Consider the following 16,943-nt stretch of genomic DNA (forward strand, 5'->3'; position numbering starts at 1 on the left):
ACGCTGAAGCTTCGGATCCCAGCAGATCGTCTGCAAGGCGTTCTTAGACTTCGCGGCGTACTTCGAATAGTAGTCTGAGTCGGCGGTTTTGCCCAGCACGCGCGCCATATTCCCCACGGCTTCGAGATTGAGAATAGCGTAACTGGTGGCGTCCACCGCCTCGTAACGCTTCGGCGGCGCCGTCGTCCAGCGGCGATGAAGGTCGTCCATCCCCGTTTCCAATTGGTGGTCGATCGTGAACAAACCATTGCCGTCCGGGTCACGGTCGGCGATCCACCAGTCCAGATTCTTCTTCATCCCATCGTAAAGCTGCGCGATCAGATCCTTGCGGCCATGGATCTGATAAAACCGCCACGCCGTCCACGGCGTCAGCGATTGTCCCGTGCCCGACTTATGGTCCAGCGGCACTCGGTTCGTTTCCGGCGTGCTGTACCAGGGGAAGCGACCGTCGTCGTACGCCACGTGGACCATATTCGCCAGCTGCCCGAAGCCGACCTTCGGATCGTCCTGCCAGTTCAGGTCGAACGACATAAACGGCGCGCTGTAGCAGCAGTACGTCTGGAACGCCTGGCGGCCCTCCATATCCACGGGATACTGGAAGTAGCCCAGGTCCCCCCCAGACATCGAGAACTTCAGCAGAAACCAGCGCAGGCCGTAGATCTCGTTCAGGCCCGCATCCGACGACGTAAAGCTCGGCGTTTGCTTCTCGTAGAAATCAGCCCAGTCCTTACGGTTTTGCGCCACTGGATCGCTCTGTTTCAGCGCGCCCGCCAGATGCGCCTTCGCCGTCGCCACATCGCGCCCCACCGCGCAGGCGAACGTCACCACCTTGGTCCCATGCGCCGGAACATGGATGTCGTAGTTCAGACGGTAAGCGCCCGGCGTCCCGCTTTCCGTGGACACCGGCGCCGACGACGCCCCCACCGCCATCACCAGCCCATCGCGCAGCACGCTCGGGAACGCATTCTTGTCAACAAGAAGCAGCGTGTCCGCATCGACGCGCGTCGCCTTCTCGCCACCCGTCTTACCCCGGTAATCGAAGCCGGCCCGGCAGTCCCCCGCCACTTCCATATGATGGACCGCATCTGTAGCGCCGCTGTTGATCAGCACGACACGCGAGACCACCACATCGTCCTTCGTCACGCACACTTGCCGCTGCTCGTCGATCTCACTCGCCGCCGCGCTCTTCGCCGCCGGCTCCAGACCCGGAATCCCATCAATCGTAATTCGATCCAAATTCGCGTTTCCGGCGCTCGCGGTCGGATCGACCAGCGTGTAGTCCGGGAACCATTTCAGCGTCCCGCCATCCACAATATTAAAAACATCGCCCATCTCATAAGTCGCATAGAAAAACTTGGACGGCGTCCCCGTATACAGAGCCACGTTTACGCCATGCCCCACGGAATTCTTGTCGTCCCGGTTCCCCACCAGATCCAGCTCGGAGCTCGGCTTCTGCAATTGCAGCGCCACGTCTTTGGACGCTCCCACCGTCAGCCGCAGCGTATGCTTCCCCGCGACCAAGGACGCCACCTTCAGCGTTGTCTCCTGAAATTGATCCGCCGTGTCGCCCCACCCCCCCGTCTTCGGCAAGGTCAGAACGCCCGCGTCCTTCCCATCCAGCGTCACCCGCACCCGCGCCGCGCCGTCCATCTCCCGCGCATAACGCAGATGCAGGTACGCCGGAGATATCGCCGCGTCCGACGAAAACTCATACCGCGCCCAGTCCCCAGGCTTCGAACCCCAATCATTCCCAAGCACCGCCCCGTAAACCGACCCCGCCTTCTTATCCGGCCCCGTCGACCCACGCTGCTCCGCCGGCGTCACCGCCTGGATCGCGATCGGCGCCGCAGCCGCCGCAACGCCATGCTCCTTCTGACACCCCACCGTCAGCAGAACCGCGATAATCGCACTCAACAATAAAATCTTCATAACCAAAATCTCTCACTTCATCACGAATGCGCCAAGCCCATCCTTGGCGAACGCTGTCCCCTATTATAAAGCAAACGACGTCGGCGCTCAAGAGACAGGCACGCACATAAACAAAACGATTCTGACTTTTCATTCCGCCTGTTTTCAAACTTCTCCGCTCATAACCATCGCAGACAAATCTCAATGAGTATCTAGTATAATTAAGAAACGAATTAAGAGAGCAGCCAATGGAAATCAAAGAATGGGTCGCGCGCGACGACGGCCACGAAATCATCCTCCGCCGCTCGCCCCGCTCGCGGACGGGATATTTTATGCTGGCGCTGCTCCTAACGGCGACCGCCCTGAGTCTCAGCGCCTACTGGCGCACGGCGGAGGCCGCCGGGTTTGGCCCCGTCGTCACCGCCGCGACGTTAGCGCTCACGGTGGGCGCTTCCCTTTGTCTCGGCGAAGCCCTGCCGCTCACCCTGCGCCTGGACCTTGCACGACGCCGGTTTCAGCTCCGAAGCGGCCTGGGCTTAGTTGGCGGCCGCCGGGAAGGACGATTCGACAAGATCCATTCCCTCCTCGTACAGGAAAGCGGCAAGGCCGCCCAGGGCCAGGTGATGCTCGTTCTTCACCCGAAACGCGAACGCTGGTTTCTGCCCACTCCCCCCACGCGCTACGAAATCGCCCGCGCCTCCAGCCCCGCCGACGCCGCCGCGTTCGCGCAGGATCTCGCCCAGCGCATGGGGATTCGCTTCAGCGGCGTCCAGCGCTGAAATCCACAAAAAGAAAAAGCCAGGAGCATCACGCCCCTGACCTTTTCCTCTTCTCGCGAATTGCCATAGAAACTACGCAGCCACATCGTCGCGGATCACCACCACCTCGTCCTCAAGCGAATTGTGTTTGACGGAATATATCTCACACTGCTTCCGCCCGGGCGCTATGGGAATATCGAGATACTGATAGAGGTACGACGGCTCCGCGCAGTCCGCCCCGACCTGCAGCCGAAGCATCTCATCTTGAACGAAAAACGGCAGCGAACGCTCCGGCGCCCCCGCCTGCACACACTCGGCAATGATGGGCAGGATGCCGGGAAGGTCATCGGGGTGGTAGGCCATCGTCAGCACGATCACATCCGGCGCAAGCGAGAGAGCCTCCGAAGGAAGCCGTGTCGCCGAAAACTCGCTATCCCACAGAACCAGCATCTCGCGCTCATACCGGGTGACCATCCCCACGCCGAGTTCGCCCGGAAGGTCGCAGATCACATCATAATCCGTCTCCACATCCCCGCCGTTCATCAGGCTATTCTCAAAATCACTCGCCCCCTGCCACAACGGAACAGCAGACGCCTGTATCACGATCAGCGGACCGCCATCGCCCCCAACACACAAACTCTCTTCCATCATGTGCTCCCCCACGATCCTTACGGCTTATCCGCGACCATGGACACTTTGAGGAATATCAGCGACATCTTCTCGCTCCAAGCCGCTGCGGGCTCCATGCCTGCGAGTTCGTACACTTCGCCGTCGGCGACCGTAGGGACCGCAGACAGCGATCGTGTCGTGACCGAGGGCCGCGACGAGGTCGAGTGGACAACAAAAAACTGGCGCACCACTTTGAGATCACATGCGATCCGGCCGTTCGGCTGACAGTGCGGCGTCGCGTCAATGCCGCTCATCGCCGTCATCGTCTCATCCTTGCCGTCGTCCGACTTGTAGTGGATCTGCTGCGAAGTATCCACATGCCCCGCCACACCGTCGGCGGTCGTCAGCCGGGGCGACATGACCGGCTTCACTCCATCCTTGAGCAGCGCCGCCAGCAGCAGCCCATCGTGCTTGGCCCCCGCCGGAATATCCTTCAAAGCCTTCGCATAAATCCCAGGATCGACTTCAAGATAATCGACGCTCACCTTCACGTGCTTCGGCTCCTGCCCCGCCGCCGCATCCTCCGCCCACGCTCCGTGCGCCGCGACCATCGCCAAAATCGCCATCATTCCAGCGAAATTCGCCCACCAAGATCGCCGCATTCCATTCTCCTTGTGGCTGCAATCGCCCAATATTCCTATCCCATAACCCACTGTATCTTCGTCCGCCATTCCCATCAGATCTGCATCCCTCTGCCAGACTTCAATCTCTAACCGCCGATCGAGCATTGCGGATTGCCGCTTCCATTGAAGCTTGCTCGGCATTGGCGCCTCAGACCAAGTTAGTAACTCGCCCGTCATACACTGGAGCATCCCACGATGAAACTGAATTCAGTTTTGATTTGCGCAATAACTGGAATTCTCGCGCACGCAGCGCCGTCGATTGCGGAGACGCCTGCCGATATGCCTCAGAATGCGCTCACTCTGGAAGCGAAGCTTGCGCCAGTCGAAAAATATCACAAGGAATGGCAAAGTGATTACGCAGGGTATGCTGAATTCGATTGCACTGTCAAAAACGTTTCCAACAAAACAATCTGGATCGGTACGGAAACCGCTGATTTCGTCATCAATTGGAGTACAGACAATCCCAACATCAACACGCCACGCTGGCCGATCCTTGCCAACCTGCCGTATGGGATACGCCTTGACCCTGGCCAGACATATTCAAGAGCCATTCCCCTACTATTTGGTCAAATGAAAGCCGGCGATTCGGTGACATTTCATCTCCTCTTCCATTCCAACCCAGGCGGCGCCCTTCGCCGCATCCCTCAGCCAGTACCCGATAAGAACACAATGCCGGACCTAATTGCAAGCTGCTCCATCAAATTTACCGTTCCAAAATGAACGCGAACTCTCACACAGCGCTTTGCCGTTTCTTGAAACTTTGTACTGGAAGCAATGTCTATGAGGCTAATTGATCATCGAGAGGAAACGGTCATGAAACTCGCATACGCCCCAGTCATAGCCGGCATCGCATCCCTCATGTCATCCACATCGACAATCGCGGCCCCGGCTCTCAAGTATCCTCTGACACTAGACGCAAAATTCGTTCCCAGCGAAAAACTCGATCCGGAAATAAGCCACAGCTATAAGGCTTACTCGGAAGTCGAATGCACCGTCACAAACGTCTCGAACAAGACGATATTGCTGGGCGAAAATGCATCCATCGACATCAACTGGACAACAGATAACAAGCTCATCGGACCGGTAAGAACGTCCTGCGGCGCCAATATGGTCATCGTGACCAAACTGGCGCCGGGCAAAACGTACACGAAGAGACTTCCCATAAGCTTCGGTAACTTGAAAACGGGAGAAAAAATCAAATTCGAGCTGCAATTTCACTCGAACATCGGCAATCTAGTGCGGTTCGCTCTCCCGCAATCCGCCGACCAATCCCCAACGCCCGATATCATCGCCAGCTGCTCACTCACCACACGCGTTCCAGGGGACGCAGGAAACGACAGCAAGGTATTCGCTCCAGGCGCCGCTGGGAGCTATATCACACCAATTTCCAGTTGGCGCAAGAGCCAGAGCTGGGGCATCCTCAATTACGCATCAACGCCGTAACCGCGCCATCCCCATAATTGGAGGGGACCAAGCCCAACGACAAAACTCGCCTGGACCGCAGTAGCGAACGCCCCTTTTCCCGCCCGAACGGCCTTGCTGGGAAAATGGGCAAGTCCACTTCCACCCATCTCGCGGCATGGGATTCTCCTTGAGTATGTCTTCCCTGCATATGACCATCCCATTGGTCGTACGCTTCAACTTCCCCAGAATTGATACACCGCCACTATCGTATCTCAATAGCGGTTGTTTATAAACGCCGCAGGTTTCTCAGCAGCAGAAACATCAGGCCATGTTCCGTTGCCCCGCAGTACACCCCTTCGGCGTCCAGGACAACCAGCGCCCCCGCCGCGAGCAGCCAGGCGGCGTCCTCGCTGCATGCGATTGACACGTCCGTGACAAGGGATTCGAATCCATGAGCTTCCCCATATTCTCTTACCTTCAGAATATCGTTGGAGAATCGCGGTGAAACCGAGGCGCTCGCCCATCCCCACTTCCATGTGTTCGTGACGTACGAATAGGACCCAATGCACTGCGCGTCAGCGGTGACCTCTGGTTTTCCCTTATCTGAAAACACCAGCTGCATGGCGCCCTGCACGATATCCCACCGATTATAATCCCCTACGCCAAACGCCGCCCTCGCCGCCGCGTTACGGCGTTCGAGTTCGTTTCTGCAATCGTCCAGCCATTCGTCAAATCGCGGATCATCGGCGATCGGTTCGGTCACAACCTGTCTCTTTGTCCTGCTCATCTCTTAACCTCGCCTTCACACGGAATTCCATAACGCTCTCGATCACCATTTTTTTGTCCGTCCAGCACGGAGGGTTAGATGCAAAGCGACGCCCAGCCGTAGGTTTCATACCCGAGGTTCCTAACCGGCCGAAAACTCTTACAACACCACGAAATACTCGCCTGGATAATAATTACGAGCGCCCCTTTTCCCGCCCGAAGGGCCTTGCTGGGAAAAGGGGAAAGCGCGCTAAAGCGCCGGGGGAATAGGTCTCGAAGCGGCGGACAAAACGCCCCTACTCATATCGCAGCGCCGTAATCGGGTCCAGACGCGAGGCGCGCCACGCGGGGTAAATCCCAAAGAACAGACCCACCGCCATCGCGAATCCGAAGCCCAGGCCAATGCCCCACAGCGGGATAAACGCGTGGATCGCCTTCTGCGGCAGCATGTTGATCAGACCCACAATGGCGAAGCTTTGCGCGACCCCTAAGGCGCCCCCCAGCCCCGAGACGACCACCGCCTCCACCACAAATTGCAGCAGGATCATATTGGGCGTCGCGCCCACGGCCTTGCGGATGCCGATCTCGCGCGTGCGCTCGGTGACGGACACCAGCATGATGTTCATAATTCCGATGCCGCCCGTGAGCAGCGCCAGGCCGCCGATGCCGCCCAGTACCAATTGGAAGACCGCAATGAACGTATCGAGCTGCTTGAGCAGGCCCGCCTGCGTGTCCACAATGTAGTTGTCGATCGTGGTCGGATGCCGCCGCTGAAGAACGCTCCACACCTCGTCGGCCGCCGCGTTCGTCTGCGTCACGTCCAAAGACTTCGTGCTGAAGCCGCCCAGATTATCGCTCGCCGTGAAACGCTTCTGCACGGAGCGCAGCGACAGAAAGACGCTGTTGTTCGGGTCCGTGTCGAACGCCCGGTCCTTGTCCGCCAGCACCCCGACCACCGTCAGCGACACCCGTGTCCCATTCGAATCGCACACGATCTCGCGCCCAATCGGATCGGCAGAACCAAACAGATCCTCACGCACCTTGCGCCCGATCACGCACGCCTTGCTCCAGGTGTCGTCGTCCACCGATTGGATAAACCGCCCCTGCGCCACCGTGATATTACTCACCGACTGGTACGCCGCCAGCACCCCGATGATCGTCAGCGACTTCGTCTTCGTCCCCGCGCTCGCCTGCACGCCCGTATTCGCCGTCGGACTGACCGGCCCGATCAGCGTGCATTGACGCTCGATCGCCGTCACATCCGCCATCACCAGACCATCCACGCCCCCGCGCGCCGCCGCCCCAGGCTTAGGCGCATAGAACGCAAAGATCTGGTTCGACCCATTGCTCTCCAGCTGCGCAATGATCTTCTGGCGCGCCCCCTGCACAATCGCAATCATCAGAATGACCGACGACACGCCGATAATCACCCCAAGCATCGTCAGGATCGTCCGCAGCTTATTCGCCCACAACGCCTCCAGCGCCACGCGCAGAGACTCAAAAAACGCCATATATTATCTCATATTAGAAAACAACATGCGGAAACCCGCGCAGGCAGGTTTATCACCAAAGGTGATTCTTCACGTAGGCGCGGTTTCAACCGCCGGCGCCAGACGCCATAGGATTCGGCCCCCCTGCCCCCCAATCCTGGGGGAGGAGGTTGGCGCGAGTGTGTTTGTGTTTACTAGATGCGTGCATCCGGAAATAAAACTTGGGACAAACGCAGGATTCGATCAAACCAACCAACGACAAACTCTTCCCCCAGGATTGGGGGCAGGGGGGCCGAAATCTTACCCATCCGGCCCGCCGCCGATATCAATCGTCCGCCGCGTCCCCGTCAGCGCCGGAACCAATACTTTGTCCCCCGCCGCAAGCCCCGTCTTCACCTCGACGCCCGTATCATCACGCAGCCCCAGCGACACTGTCCGGTCCTCGGGCTTGCCCGCCGCGTTCAGCACCTGCACCTTGCCCGTATTCCCCGTGAACGCCACGTTCTGCAAGGGAATGACGACCACATTCTTGCGCTGGGCGCTCATGATGTTGACATTGGCGCTCATGCCGGGCCGGATCCGCGCGTCATATTTCTGGAACGCCACACGGACACTGAACTTGCTGATGCTCGCTGCCGCGCCCGACGTTGTGTCGGCGAAGGCGTTCGTCGACGCCGGCGCGATCTCCGTCACCGATCCCGCGAATGACACGCCCGGCGCCGCATCCACCCCGATCGTCACCGGCGCGCCCACACGGATCTTCGCAACATCGACTTCATTGATCCCGACCTGCACTTCCAAACGGCTGCCCAGGGTCGCCACAATGCTCTGCGTGTCCGAAAAACCCGTCGTCGCGCTCTGCACGATCTCCCCCGGCTGCCGGTACTTCTTCAGCACGATGCCCGACACGGGAGCCGAAATCTTCGTGTCCCCGACCTGCACTTGGAGCTGAGACAGATTGCCCGCGATCTGCTGCACGTTGCCGCGCGCCTGATCGATGTCCGACTTGCGCACCGCGTCCTGGAGCGAGTTCGCCCGCGCCGTCGCCAGCTGCACCTCGGCCGAATGCACCGCCACCCGCGCGTCGTTCACATCTTCCTTGCGCGCCCCCGCCAGCGTCAGCGACAGCGACTCCTGCGCGGCCGCCAGCGTGCTGCGTCCGGTATCCACCGCGACCTGCGATGCGTCCGCATCAGCCTGCGATACAAACCCCTTCGCCGCAAGCGACTGCTTGCGCGCCTGCGTGCGGAGCGCGTCGTCGAGCGCGATCTGCGCCCGCGCGATTTCCTGCTTCTTCTGCGCGATCTCCTGCGGCCGCGCGCCCGCCGCCACCGTCGCCAGATGCGCCCGCGCCGACTCCAATCCCGCAGCCGCCTGCGCGATCGCCCACTTCGTCTGCGACCGCTGCAATTGGTACGACGCCTCCGACTGCGCCAGCCGCGCCTTCGCCTGATCCAGCTGCGCCTGCGTCTGCTGGATCTGCGGGTCCAGAAGCGTCCGGTCCACCATCGCGATCAGCTGCCCCGCCTGCACCCGCTGCCCCGCCTCGATCGGCATCACCAGAATGCGCCCGGCAACCTTGCTCCGGACGTCAACTTTATCCACCGGCTGGACCGCCCCGACCTCCTGCACGGAGACCGAAACATCCCCCCGCTTCGCCTCCGTCGTCCGCGGCGGCGGCGGCGGCTTATGCAGATCGCGACTGACCCGCGACGCCGCCACGCCCCCCAGCACGAGCACAATTCCCGCCCCAATCGCCGTCTTAACAGATTTCTTCATGAACCCCTACTGATTCCCCCAGCCGCCCGTGCACTTATATGTCAGAGTTTGACATATACCAATCAAAAAAGTTGCAAGCCCATATCGAAAACTTCTACAGATGGCGTTTCGGTTCGCGATCATCCTGGCGGAGAAGCGCCCAATTCAGGCTAGGCGCCGGCCAAGGCTTTCCACTTTGCGGCCATCGCTGGGTCCGGGTCAACCATGGATCCGTTGGTGTAGGCGTCAGCAGCAGCCTTAGCGCTCTTAGCGCCCGCCATGGACGCGGCTTGTTCCACCAGCGCTTTGGCGCCGGCCTCGTCCTTATCGCCGCCAAGGCCTTGGTGCAGGCAGGCCGCCAGCTTGAAGCCGGCTTGCCATATTTTGGCGTCGAACGCCTGCTTGAACAGACCCCGTGCTTGCTTGAGGTCGTCGCTGGAAGCGCCGTCTTTATTCAGTTCGACGCCCAGTTCGTAAGCGGCTAACGGCAGCGTAAAGGATGCATCCAGCAAAAATTGTCGCCCTTTCGCAACATCCACGGGCGTGTCGTACAGGCCCTGAAGGGTGATCTCCCCCATCCGCTTTTGGGCCTGCGGATCGTCCCAATAGGCGGCGTAATCGTAGTGGCGCTTTGCGGCCTCTGTATCTTTAGGCGCGCCGATTCCGTATTCTTCGCACGCCGCGCGGTAGTAGTCAGCTTCGCGGACACCCAGGTCGCTTGCCTCGACCCAAAGGTCATAGGCTTTCTTACGCTCACCCTCTTTCTGCGCAGGCGTGATGGTTGTGGACCTCTCGGCCCTGAGCCGGATCCACTTGGCGAGATTGTTCTTGGCCGGCGCGTTGCCGGCATCGGCCAGCACTTGGGCGCACTGCTGAGCGTGGGCAGCCAAACCGTCCAGAGTGACCGCATTACCAGAAGCCCTCAGGGTTTCATTGTATTTGTCTGCGGCGAGGTCGTACTCCGCATCCTTATCTCCTTCGGCGGCGGCCTTGGTCAGCATGGAGATCGCCTTTGCATGGTCTTTGGGCCGGCCCCATCCCTTTTCGTAGTAACGGGCGAGCTCTCGTATGGCGGCGGGATCGTCGTTGTTGGTGAAGAACGGCTCCGCCTGCTCCCAGTCCGGGTCGCCTTTGCTCATAAACAGCACGCCGATGATTGTGTGGGGATTTTTCGGGGCAGGGTCGCCAGCCATCAGGACATTGTAGATTTTGACGCCGATCGCGTCGCGCAGTGAATCGGGGATGGAATTCTCACCCGGCTTGAGTAGACCGATGAGGTCACCTCGGTATTGACTCAAGCCGGCCCCCGGCTGTGCGATCATAAGCAGCGCCATGCGCGATCGAATCTCAGGGATCCAGGAGCTGTTACGTTCCGCCATCAATAGAGACGTTTGATAGCACGAGATTGCGACTTGCGGGTACTGGTGGAAGTTGTTTGCCCCCGCCTCATGCTCTCTGCCCATGGTCACCCAATCCTCTGCATGGATGGCGGCCTTTTCCACAAGGTCGATGCCGGTATCATAGTCCTGCGGGTAGCCGTCGCCATCCATCAAGGCCTGTCCGTATTGCCTCTTGAAGTCGACGAACACCGGATAGCCCTTGTCATCGCGGTAGTCGTCGTGCCCGGTCGCGAGGTCAGCCAGGAGCTTTGCGGCGCGGGCTTTGTCGTAAACGCCCTTCTCTTTATCCACGAGAAGGTGGTAGAGGGTCGCTAGCGACGCCATGTCGCCGGCGTCAGCCGCATTCTGCAGAAGAGTGACGGCGAGTGGATAGTTCTTCTGGACGGTGAGCGCATCGTTGGCTTTGTCCACCAGCGCCTTAAGTTCGGCGGCCTTCTGGTTTGCAGCGATCTGCTCGGGGGTCAGATGTGGCGCTGTCGGAGGTTCAGGCCGGTAGTACGAAGTGGAATAATCGTAGTTGGACCCATTGGACCAGGAAGGAGAAGAAGGCGTCGGCGACGGCGCGTACATCTGCTCAAACTTCGCCTTCAGGTCGGAGACATCGATTGTCGTATTGAGATTCAGATTTGAGGAACTGCCATAGTTGTCTGTGTGATAATTGCCGGCGTCATCGTAACCGTAGGAATCGGCGCCTTGAGCAACCGTGGATCCCAAAAGAGCAGCCATCACGAACAAAAGGACGGATAGTTTTTTCATGGTTGGTGTAGTGTATGAGTTTTCCGGCGGCTTGTCAATGGAGTGTAAAATACAATTAAAAACTACCAACCAAACAAGACGTGATTACTTCATGGATCATGCCTCGGCATTGCGCCATCATCACTGCCGCTCCAAAAACACAGAACCCAATCCAGCGATGCCGCTTCTTTAAATTCTTTCTCACTGAGCGGCGGCGCACGTTCCACAGCCAGCAGCCCCATGCGGCAGTGGAGCCTCTCAATCAGCTTCATCAAGTTTTCTTTCACATCGGCGACGTCCGTGCTTTCTGGTCTGGACAGGCCAAAGACAAGAGTGTCGTCCTCACAAAACCCCAGGGTCACGCGAATAAATTGTTTATCCTTCGGCGGCAAAGAGAAAAAGAAAACTCGACGCTGCTCCATACCCGCCTGGATAACGCTTTGCAAATCCGGGAATTGCAAAGTCACCAATGGCCGCTCACCGAGTTCCGGTCTGCCGTGCGCAAGCACACGATAGGTATCCTGACGGACGAGGCATGCTTTGTCCACATAGGCCTTCAGGAATTTCTCCACAGTGGATGCACTTCGCGGTCCAAGCGCATACGCCTCCCAAGCTGTAAAATCGTAATCCGTCATTGTTGCTTCTCACGAATTTTGAATCCAAACGGGTCATATCGCCCAGACAGAACAGAGACTAATTGATCAGCGGCGCCTTGCGCCGTCGCTTGTACCGCCTTGGCCGCGCCGGCAAGGGATAAGTATCTGTGAAATAACCTTCCCTCCAGTGATCCTGGTCCACCTCATAGGGATTGATCTCAAACGCCTCCGGCGCCTCACAAAACCCTGGCTGCAACTTCACGCGCTCCCGCGCCTGCTCCGCTTGCGCCTCTGACGAGTAAACGCCCACCAGCGTAATATGCTCTATATAATCGTAACCCAGATCCTGAACGTGATACAGAAGAAATAGTTTCATTTTGAAACTCGCCCCTGGTCCCACCCATGCGTATCGGCGTCGACTGGATAGACCGTAATCACAAAGCCTTCCGGCGTATCACAAAACCCGGGCTGCGTTAGCATTCTCTCGATCGCAAGCGCTGCCTGATCTCGACTGGAATACACGCCGATCATCTTGAAATCTTGAACCCCGTCTTCAAATGTGTGTATATGAATGAGAACAAAGACTTCCATAGCTACTCTTTCGCCTTCAATCGACATCGCCGCGCCGTCCCGCCTTCGACTGCAACCTCATCATGGAAGCATTGATAGACACCAGGCGTCACGGGGAACATCAGTCCCGACTCCTCCATCGCCATCTCACCGGTCATTCGCATGCTCTCACCCACCTCCATCGACTCAATGCACTGCCCATCTTCTGGCGACCACAGAACAGCGCACACACCACTAGTGATCGCGATCTCACAAAGGAAAACCGGCGGCGCTATGGACGGAGCCACTGCGAGCAAATCGATCACGACTTCTTCATCGTCCGCACGATCCAGCCATGTCCGAACGATGACGATCTCTGACGGCGACTTCTGAAATAAATCCGCTGTGCCGCCACCCTGCATCTCCCAGATCAGCGCGACGCCGTTTCCAACAGCTAAGGCATAGCCCTGCAAGTTCGCGTCACGATCCAAGGGCGCACAGCAACGCTCGTAATCGGCGCCGCCATCCTCTATCCCGCGCCATTGCTGCACGACAGCGGCATCCCCAATAATGAGCGGCCCGCCCTCACCAGAAACAATTCCTAAAAATTCCATCAGTCACTCATGCTTTCGGCTCGGCGTCAGCCGCCACAACTGTACGTTTCCATCCTGGCGAGCCACCGCCAGCAGCCGCCGGTGAGGCGAAATCGAAAGATCGTTGATCTGAGCCCCATTCATGCGCATAACCGTCCCCAGCCGCCGTGTTCCAATACGCCAGATCTTGACAATTGTGCGCCCGTTCTGATCGAGATCGCTTGCGGCAAGCGTTTCACCGTCCGGCGAGAACGCGATTGCGGGCCTGTCGTCGGTTAGCTTCAGCCGATGTTTCAGGTCACCGCGTCCGTCGCGCAGACCAATAAAGTCTCCGCCAACCGCGAGCATATCACCCTTGGGTGAAAACGCCAGCTGACTGACGGAGCCCTCTTCGCAATTGACGATATCCGTAACGGTGCGCCTTGTGCGCAGATCGCAAATCTTCACCTCGGACACATCCGAATCCCAATCTCCACCAGCGCCCGCAATCCGCTTGCCGTCCGGTGAGAAGCTGAGTGCGATCACCCCATCGGTGTAGGGCAGCAGCGCCACCGGTCGGGTAACCCCGGTCTTGACATTCCAAAGGAGTATTGCCGAAGGCTGATCGGCCTCGAAATCACCCACCCCAAGCGCGACCGTCGCGCCATCGGGCGCGACGGCAAACGTATGGATCGAAAGATGCTTCGGGTTAGGCGCCGCTGTGAGGAGCGCGTGCGTCTTCACATCCCAGATTTGCATTGGATAACGCTTATCGAAATAGTCGAGACTCAGGATACGAGAGCCGTCGCCCAGAAACGCTACCTGCGTGAACGTCCTGCGCTTTGCGGTTCGCCATACGAGCTTTCCCGTCACCAAATCCCAAAGCGCCAGACCACCCGACGTATCTTCATCGCCGTAAGCAACCGCCAGCAGCTTCCCATCGGGAGAGAACGCCACCGACGAAACGCACCCAGCATGACGGAGCGCAAATTCCGGCTTAAGTCGATTCTGAGACTGCGCCGACGCTGAGAGGACGCCCCCAAACAGCAGCGCAAATCCCAAAAGCAGAGCGTATCTCCGGTCTGGCGCCAACAGCGCGGATAGTCTCAAAATTCCATCATCTCTTCCGCGTTTTCTATCGAGCTCTCCAGAAACTCAACAAACGTCCCATTCATCAAAGGAGGGACCTGATCTGCGGCGGCGTCGTGAAGCCACATCACCACCGGACAGTCCCCATCGTGAATTCGTAATGTATCCAAACACCAATGATTGCCCACGCCGTCTGGACAAAGAGCCACCAAATGATGCTGCATCTGAGGTTCGACTTCCGTCCGTTCTTCCTGTGTCATCCCCACCACGTTCCATGCGCTGACGTCGTCTGAGTTCGGCTGCTCCGGCTCCAATCCATAGATGTCGAATGGAAAATCCGCGCCTCCCGCCTCACGAAGAAACGCAATGTAACTTTCAGGAACCGTGACGCTAAGCTCCGACTGAGCCTCCTGAATCGTCGCCTCAGCGACCGAGCCCGGAAACGCCTGCGGCGCCAACACGCGCATTTGCGCTATGGCGCTGGCAAAACGAACTTCGTCCATAAATTTACATTCTCCACAAAACGGTATTCCAACCGCCCACACGCCCTATCGCGGCTTCGGCCCGCGCTTCCGCCACTTTTCTTCCTTGATCTTTGGAAACAGTTCAGGAGCGCACTTTTGTGTTAATCCCGGAATTTCCCGTGTACGTTCATCATTCGAATAACGTCCCGGAATGAACGTCTGGCTCGTTCGCCCGTCCGCAAATCGGAGCGCCACAAAAACGGTGATATGCGACATTATGCTCAGGTCTTCCACGGGCTTCAGCTCGAAGATCCCCGACAGCTCCACCGCCGCCATAAGTTCCTGAAATACCGTCTCTTCGATACGTTCCCGAATAATCGGCTTCACCCTCGTTTTATTTCTGATTTCTCTTTCATTGATCACCGCACAAAGTCGATAGCTTTTGCCCCGAGGGCTTTTCCAAACCATCGCTACGTCCTGAGATATCGGATCCCAGTAATCACGAAAACAATAGAAATACTCTGTAGCTTCAGCCAGCAGAGAGACGAATGGCAAATCAGGATTGGTGGGTGACGTTATCATAAAATGCTCTTCAAATGTTATAATATCACTATCTCTGTGGCTTCCCGCCATCCGCGCAATTATTACCTTGTGAGGCGACATGGATCAATCGACTTCAAACGACGAACTGACATGCCCGAAAGACAGAACCTCGCTCTTCATCGATAACTGCAAAAACTATTGCGTGGAGTGTAACACGTTTTACTGCCCGATCTGTCTCAGCCCCTGGGTCCCATTCGCAACCGCCGACGACGCGATCTGTCCGCATTACGTGGCGCACTTTGTCGCTTTTTACGCCGGCTACAGTGACAACAAAGACCGCGACGATGGTCTGTTAAGCGTCCGCGAGGATTTGGCGGAAGAACACAGCAATAGCGAAAACCGGGTTCCCTCCGCAACGTTCAAGAAGATCTTCGAAGAACTTGACATGGATCAGGAGCAGCGGGCCGAAGAAATACTGGAAGAGATGGACGATGACGAAACCGAAACCACCTTTGGCCCTCTTTATGAATATATGCAGGACGCTGACACATTTGACATTGATACCGCCTGTGAAGCGCTGAACATCCCCATACAGACCGCCTTCCACGATAACGAGGCCTGGATATACGTCTACTTCTCTCCCATCGGCGGCGATCAAGTCTGGGGCATTCTGCGCCCCGCGCTGCAAAAATATGAACAAGGAATCGCATGGCTCAGCGAGCAGGTAAACGCCGCGTAGCATCGGAGCCCGCAATATTCAGCGCTCTTTTACACGCGAAATTGCGCATCCCAGTGAGCCGTCCGACCACAAGACTTCTGAACCCGCGAAGGCGGGTGACCGTACTTTTAGCCGCGAATTCATTCGCCGGGTTCTGCCGCATTTTATGTCAACAGTTTTCATCTTGGAAACAGGCGGGCGTTTGCCGCCGGCGGGAAGCGGGAAAGAAGTGATGAACGAAACACTCTTAATTTCGACTCAACTTCACGGAGAACAACGCCCATGAATGACGCAAATGTTCGCTCGAAGTTTTGGGGAGTCCTGCCGGCCAGCATCGTCGCGGCCGGTCTGATCGTCTCCGCGACCATCGTGTCGCACAAACCGGAGGCGTCCGGCGCGGCCATAGCCGCCGCAGCCCGCCCCGCGCCGCCAATCGCTTCCGACTCTGCCGCGTCCCAGTTCAAAGCGCAAATGATGGCCTCACCAAGATGCGCGTGATCCACAAAGACGGCGCCGCGTACACGATGGCCAGCATCAATGTTCGTGACGTCAAATATTCGGCGCAAGATGACGCCTTCACGGTGCTGTTCGATTGGAACTATCTGCCGAACAAGACCGGAGGTAAACTCCAAAGCGACTACGTGGACATGACCAACGACGGTTACGGCTATTATAGCGGCTCCGTCTACCCCCATGGCCGCTACTCCGGGGAACCGGGCGTCGATATCACCATTCGGTAAACATTCTTAAGACTTTCGCTTTTATCCATGGCTGCCTCCCCCCCTTCCCTGCAAGCTGCTTCCCTGCAAGCTGCTTCGCAGTGGGAAGGGGGTGTTGATAACTTGGGATGACATGGCTCTTGGCGTGGGTGTTCGGCCCCTCCGCCCCAATTCTGGGGGACC

The 16,943-nt window shown here is 58.0% G+C and carries 20 protein-coding genes; 6 read left to right on the forward strand and 14 right to left on the reverse strand.

Annotated features, from left to right (window positions below; translation table 11 throughout):
- Positions 1 to 1,929: carbohydrate-binding protein (locus ABIZ35_RS08115; RefSeq protein WP_348219382.1), on the reverse strand; the 1,929-nt coding region annotated here is incomplete at its 3' end.
- A 227-nt stretch (positions 1,930 to 2,156) separates the two neighbouring features.
- Here ABIZ35_RS08115 and ABIZ35_RS08120 point away from each other — a divergent pair.
- The gene (locus ABIZ35_RS08120) at positions 2,157 to 2,687 is read left to right on the forward strand and encodes a hypothetical protein (protein ID WP_348219383.1); all 531 of its coding nucleotides are present in this window, start codon (positions 2,157 to 2,159) and stop codon (positions 2,685 to 2,687) included.
- Between the two features lie 72 nt (positions 2,688 to 2,759).
- Here ABIZ35_RS08120 and ABIZ35_RS08125 read toward each other — a convergent pair whose 3' ends face one another.
- Positions 2,760 to 3,317, reverse strand: a complete 558-nt coding sequence (locus tag ABIZ35_RS08125) for an Imm21 family immunity protein (protein ID WP_348219384.1) — start codon at positions 3,315 to 3,317, stop codon at positions 2,760 to 2,762.
- A 17-nt stretch (positions 3,318 to 3,334) separates the two neighbouring features.
- A complete protein-coding gene (locus ABIZ35_RS08130; RefSeq protein WP_348219385.1) occupies positions 3,335 to 4,099 on the reverse strand; it encodes a hypothetical protein in 765 nt (254 codons plus the stop codon).
- 54 nt (positions 4,100 to 4,153) lie between these two features.
- On the opposite strand from ABIZ35_RS08130, the gene ABIZ35_RS08135 reads away from it, so the two are divergent.
- The gene (locus ABIZ35_RS08135) at positions 4,154 to 4,678 is read left to right on the forward strand and encodes a hypothetical protein (RefSeq protein WP_348219386.1); all 525 of its coding nucleotides are present in this window, start codon (positions 4,154 to 4,156) and stop codon (positions 4,676 to 4,678) included.
- A 93-nt stretch (positions 4,679 to 4,771) separates the two neighbouring features.
- The gene (locus ABIZ35_RS08140; RefSeq protein ID WP_348219387.1) at positions 4,772 to 5,401 is read left to right on the forward strand and encodes a hypothetical protein; all 630 of its coding nucleotides are present in this window, start codon (positions 4,772 to 4,774) and stop codon (positions 5,399 to 5,401) included.
- A gap of 247 nt (positions 5,402 to 5,648) precedes the next feature.
- On the opposite strand, the gene ABIZ35_RS08145 is transcribed toward ABIZ35_RS08140, so the two are convergent.
- From ABIZ35_RS08145 to ABIZ35_RS08195, 11 genes are all read right to left on the reverse strand, one after another.
- On the reverse strand, positions 5,649 to 6,125 hold the full coding sequence (locus ABIZ35_RS08145) for a DUF6882 domain-containing protein (RefSeq protein ID WP_348219388.1): 477 nt from the start codon (positions 6,123 to 6,125) through the stop codon (positions 5,649 to 5,651).
- A 298-nt stretch (positions 6,126 to 6,423) separates the two neighbouring features.
- Positions 6,424 to 7,638: an ABC transporter permease gene (locus tag ABIZ35_RS08150; RefSeq protein ID WP_348219389.1), complete on the reverse strand. Its 1,215-nt coding sequence runs from the start codon at positions 7,636 to 7,638 to the stop codon at positions 6,424 to 6,426.
- A 279-nt stretch (positions 7,639 to 7,917) separates the two neighbouring features.
- The gene (locus ABIZ35_RS08155) at positions 7,918 to 9,396 is read right to left on the reverse strand and encodes an HlyD family efflux transporter periplasmic adaptor subunit (protein ID WP_348219390.1); all 1,479 of its coding nucleotides are present in this window, start codon (positions 9,394 to 9,396) and stop codon (positions 7,918 to 7,920) included.
- 149 nt (positions 9,397 to 9,545) lie between these two features.
- Positions 9,546 to 11,531: a hypothetical protein gene (locus tag ABIZ35_RS08160; protein ID WP_348219391.1), complete on the reverse strand. Its 1,986-nt coding sequence runs from the start codon at positions 11,529 to 11,531 to the stop codon at positions 9,546 to 9,548.
- Positions 11,532 to 11,620: 89 nt separating this feature from the next.
- A complete protein-coding gene (locus tag ABIZ35_RS08165; RefSeq protein WP_348219392.1) occupies positions 11,621 to 12,145 on the reverse strand; it encodes a hypothetical protein in 525 nt (174 codons plus the stop codon).
- A 58-nt stretch (positions 12,146 to 12,203) separates the two neighbouring features.
- Complete coding sequence (locus ABIZ35_RS08170; RefSeq protein ID WP_348219393.1) at positions 12,204 to 12,482, reverse strand: hypothetical protein; 279 nt, start codon at positions 12,480 to 12,482, stop codon at positions 12,204 to 12,206.
- The gene (locus ABIZ35_RS08175; protein WP_348219394.1) at positions 12,479 to 12,697 is read right to left on the reverse strand and encodes a hypothetical protein; all 219 of its coding nucleotides are present in this window, start codon (positions 12,695 to 12,697) and stop codon (positions 12,479 to 12,481) included. Before ABIZ35_RS08175 ends, ABIZ35_RS08170 begins: the two co-directional genes overlap by 4 nt.
- A 2-nt stretch (positions 12,698 to 12,699) precedes the next feature.
- On the reverse strand, positions 12,700 to 13,269 hold the full coding sequence (locus ABIZ35_RS08180; RefSeq protein ID WP_348219395.1) for a hypothetical protein: 570 nt from the start codon (positions 13,267 to 13,269) through the stop codon (positions 12,700 to 12,702).
- Between the two features lie 3 nt (positions 13,270 to 13,272).
- Positions 13,273 to 14,337 (reverse strand): hypothetical protein, encoded by a 1,065-nt coding sequence (locus tag ABIZ35_RS08185; protein WP_348219396.1) that lies wholly within the window; start codon positions 14,335 to 14,337, stop codon positions 13,273 to 13,275.
- Positions 14,334 to 14,819, reverse strand: coding sequence for an SMI1/KNR4 family protein (locus tag ABIZ35_RS08190; protein WP_348219397.1), 486 nt, complete (start codon positions 14,817 to 14,819; stop codon positions 14,334 to 14,336). Before ABIZ35_RS08190 ends, ABIZ35_RS08185 begins: the two co-directional genes overlap by 4 nt.
- Positions 14,820 to 14,864: 45 nt before the next feature.
- On the reverse strand, positions 14,865 to 15,362 hold the full coding sequence (locus ABIZ35_RS08195; protein WP_348219398.1) for a hypothetical protein: 498 nt from the start codon (positions 15,360 to 15,362) through the stop codon (positions 14,865 to 14,867).
- Between the two features lie 79 nt (positions 15,363 to 15,441).
- Between ABIZ35_RS08195 and ABIZ35_RS08200 the strand changes: the two genes are divergently transcribed.
- The 3 genes from ABIZ35_RS08200 (at position 15,442) to ABIZ35_RS08210 (ending at position 16,781) form a co-directional block, all read left to right on the forward strand.
- The gene (locus ABIZ35_RS08200; RefSeq protein WP_348219399.1) at positions 15,442 to 16,062 is read left to right on the forward strand and encodes a hypothetical protein; all 621 of its coding nucleotides are present in this window, start codon (positions 15,442 to 15,444) and stop codon (positions 16,060 to 16,062) included.
- A gap of 261 nt (positions 16,063 to 16,323) precedes the next feature.
- Positions 16,324 to 16,539 carry a hypothetical protein gene (locus tag ABIZ35_RS08205; RefSeq protein ID WP_348219400.1) on the forward strand — a complete coding sequence of 72 codons (216 nt, stop codon included), beginning with the start codon at positions 16,324 to 16,326 and terminating at the stop codon, positions 16,537 to 16,539.
- On the forward strand, positions 16,530 to 16,781 hold the full coding sequence (locus tag ABIZ35_RS08210) for a hypothetical protein (protein ID WP_348219401.1): 252 nt from the start codon (positions 16,530 to 16,532) through the stop codon (positions 16,779 to 16,781). Before ABIZ35_RS08205 ends, ABIZ35_RS08210 begins: the two co-directional genes overlap by 10 nt.
- The last annotated feature ends 162 nt before the right edge of the window (positions 16,782 to 16,943 follow it).

Source organism: Capsulimonas sp., assembly GCF_039929585.1.
Classification (GTDB): Bacteria; Armatimonadota; Armatimonadia; order Armatimonadales; family Capsulimonadaceae; genus Capsulimonas.

Bases quoted from the DNA above. Each gene is read 5' to 3' on its own strand.
- ABIZ35_RS08180 (WP_348219395.1), bottom strand. From the start codon at position 13,269: ATGGAATTTTTAGGAATTGTTTCTGGTGAGGGCGGGCCGCTCATTATT.
- ABIZ35_RS08155 (WP_348219390.1), bottom strand. From the start codon at position 9,396: ATGAAGAAATCTGTTAAGACGGCGATTGGGGCGGGAATTGTGCTCGTG.
- ABIZ35_RS08205 (WP_348219400.1), top strand. From the start codon at position 16,324: ATGAATGACGCAAATGTTCGCTCGAAGTTTTGGGGAGTCCTGCCGGCC.
- ABIZ35_RS08150 (WP_348219389.1), bottom strand. From the start codon at position 7,638: ATGGCGTTTTTTGAGTCTCTGCGCGTGGCGCTGGAGGCGTTGTGGGCG.
- ABIZ35_RS08175 (WP_348219394.1), bottom strand. From the start codon at position 12,697: ATGGAAGTCTTTGTTCTCATTCATATACACACATTTGAAGACGGGGTT.
- ABIZ35_RS08200 (WP_348219399.1), top strand. From the start codon at position 15,442: ATGGATCAATCGACTTCAAACGACGAACTGACATGCCCGAAAGACAGA.
- ABIZ35_RS08165 (WP_348219392.1), bottom strand. From the start codon at position 12,145: ATGACGGATTACGATTTTACAGCTTGGGAGGCGTATGCGCTTGGACCG.
- ABIZ35_RS08190 (WP_348219397.1), bottom strand. From the start codon at position 14,819: ATGGACGAAGTTCGTTTTGCCAGCGCCATAGCGCAAATGCGCGTGTTG.
- ABIZ35_RS08125 (WP_348219384.1), bottom strand. From the start codon at position 3,317: ATGATGGAAGAGAGTTTGTGTGTTGGGGGCGATGGCGGTCCGCTGATC.
- ABIZ35_RS08160 (WP_348219391.1), bottom strand. From the start codon at position 11,531: ATGAAAAAACTATCCGTCCTTTTGTTCGTGATGGCTGCTCTTTTGGGA.
- ABIZ35_RS08140 (WP_348219387.1), top strand. From the start codon at position 4,772: ATGAAACTCGCATACGCCCCAGTCATAGCCGGCATCGCATCCCTCATG.
- ABIZ35_RS08120 (WP_348219383.1), top strand. From the start codon at position 2,157: ATGGAAATCAAAGAATGGGTCGCGCGCGACGACGGCCACGAAATCATC.
- ABIZ35_RS08195 (WP_348219398.1), bottom strand. From the start codon at position 15,362: ATGATAACGTCACCCACCAATCCTGATTTGCCATTCGTCTCTCTGCTG.
- ABIZ35_RS08130 (WP_348219385.1), bottom strand. From the start codon at position 4,099: ATGCCGAGCAAGCTTCAATGGAAGCGGCAATCCGCAATGCTCGATCGG.
- ABIZ35_RS08135 (WP_348219386.1), top strand. From the start codon at position 4,154: ATGAAACTGAATTCAGTTTTGATTTGCGCAATAACTGGAATTCTCGCG.
- ABIZ35_RS08170 (WP_348219393.1), bottom strand. From the start codon at position 12,482: ATGAAACTATTTCTTCTGTATCACGTTCAGGATCTGGGTTACGATTAT.
- ABIZ35_RS08210 (WP_348219401.1), top strand. From the start codon at position 16,530: ATGCGCGTGATCCACAAAGACGGCGCCGCGTACACGATGGCCAGCATC.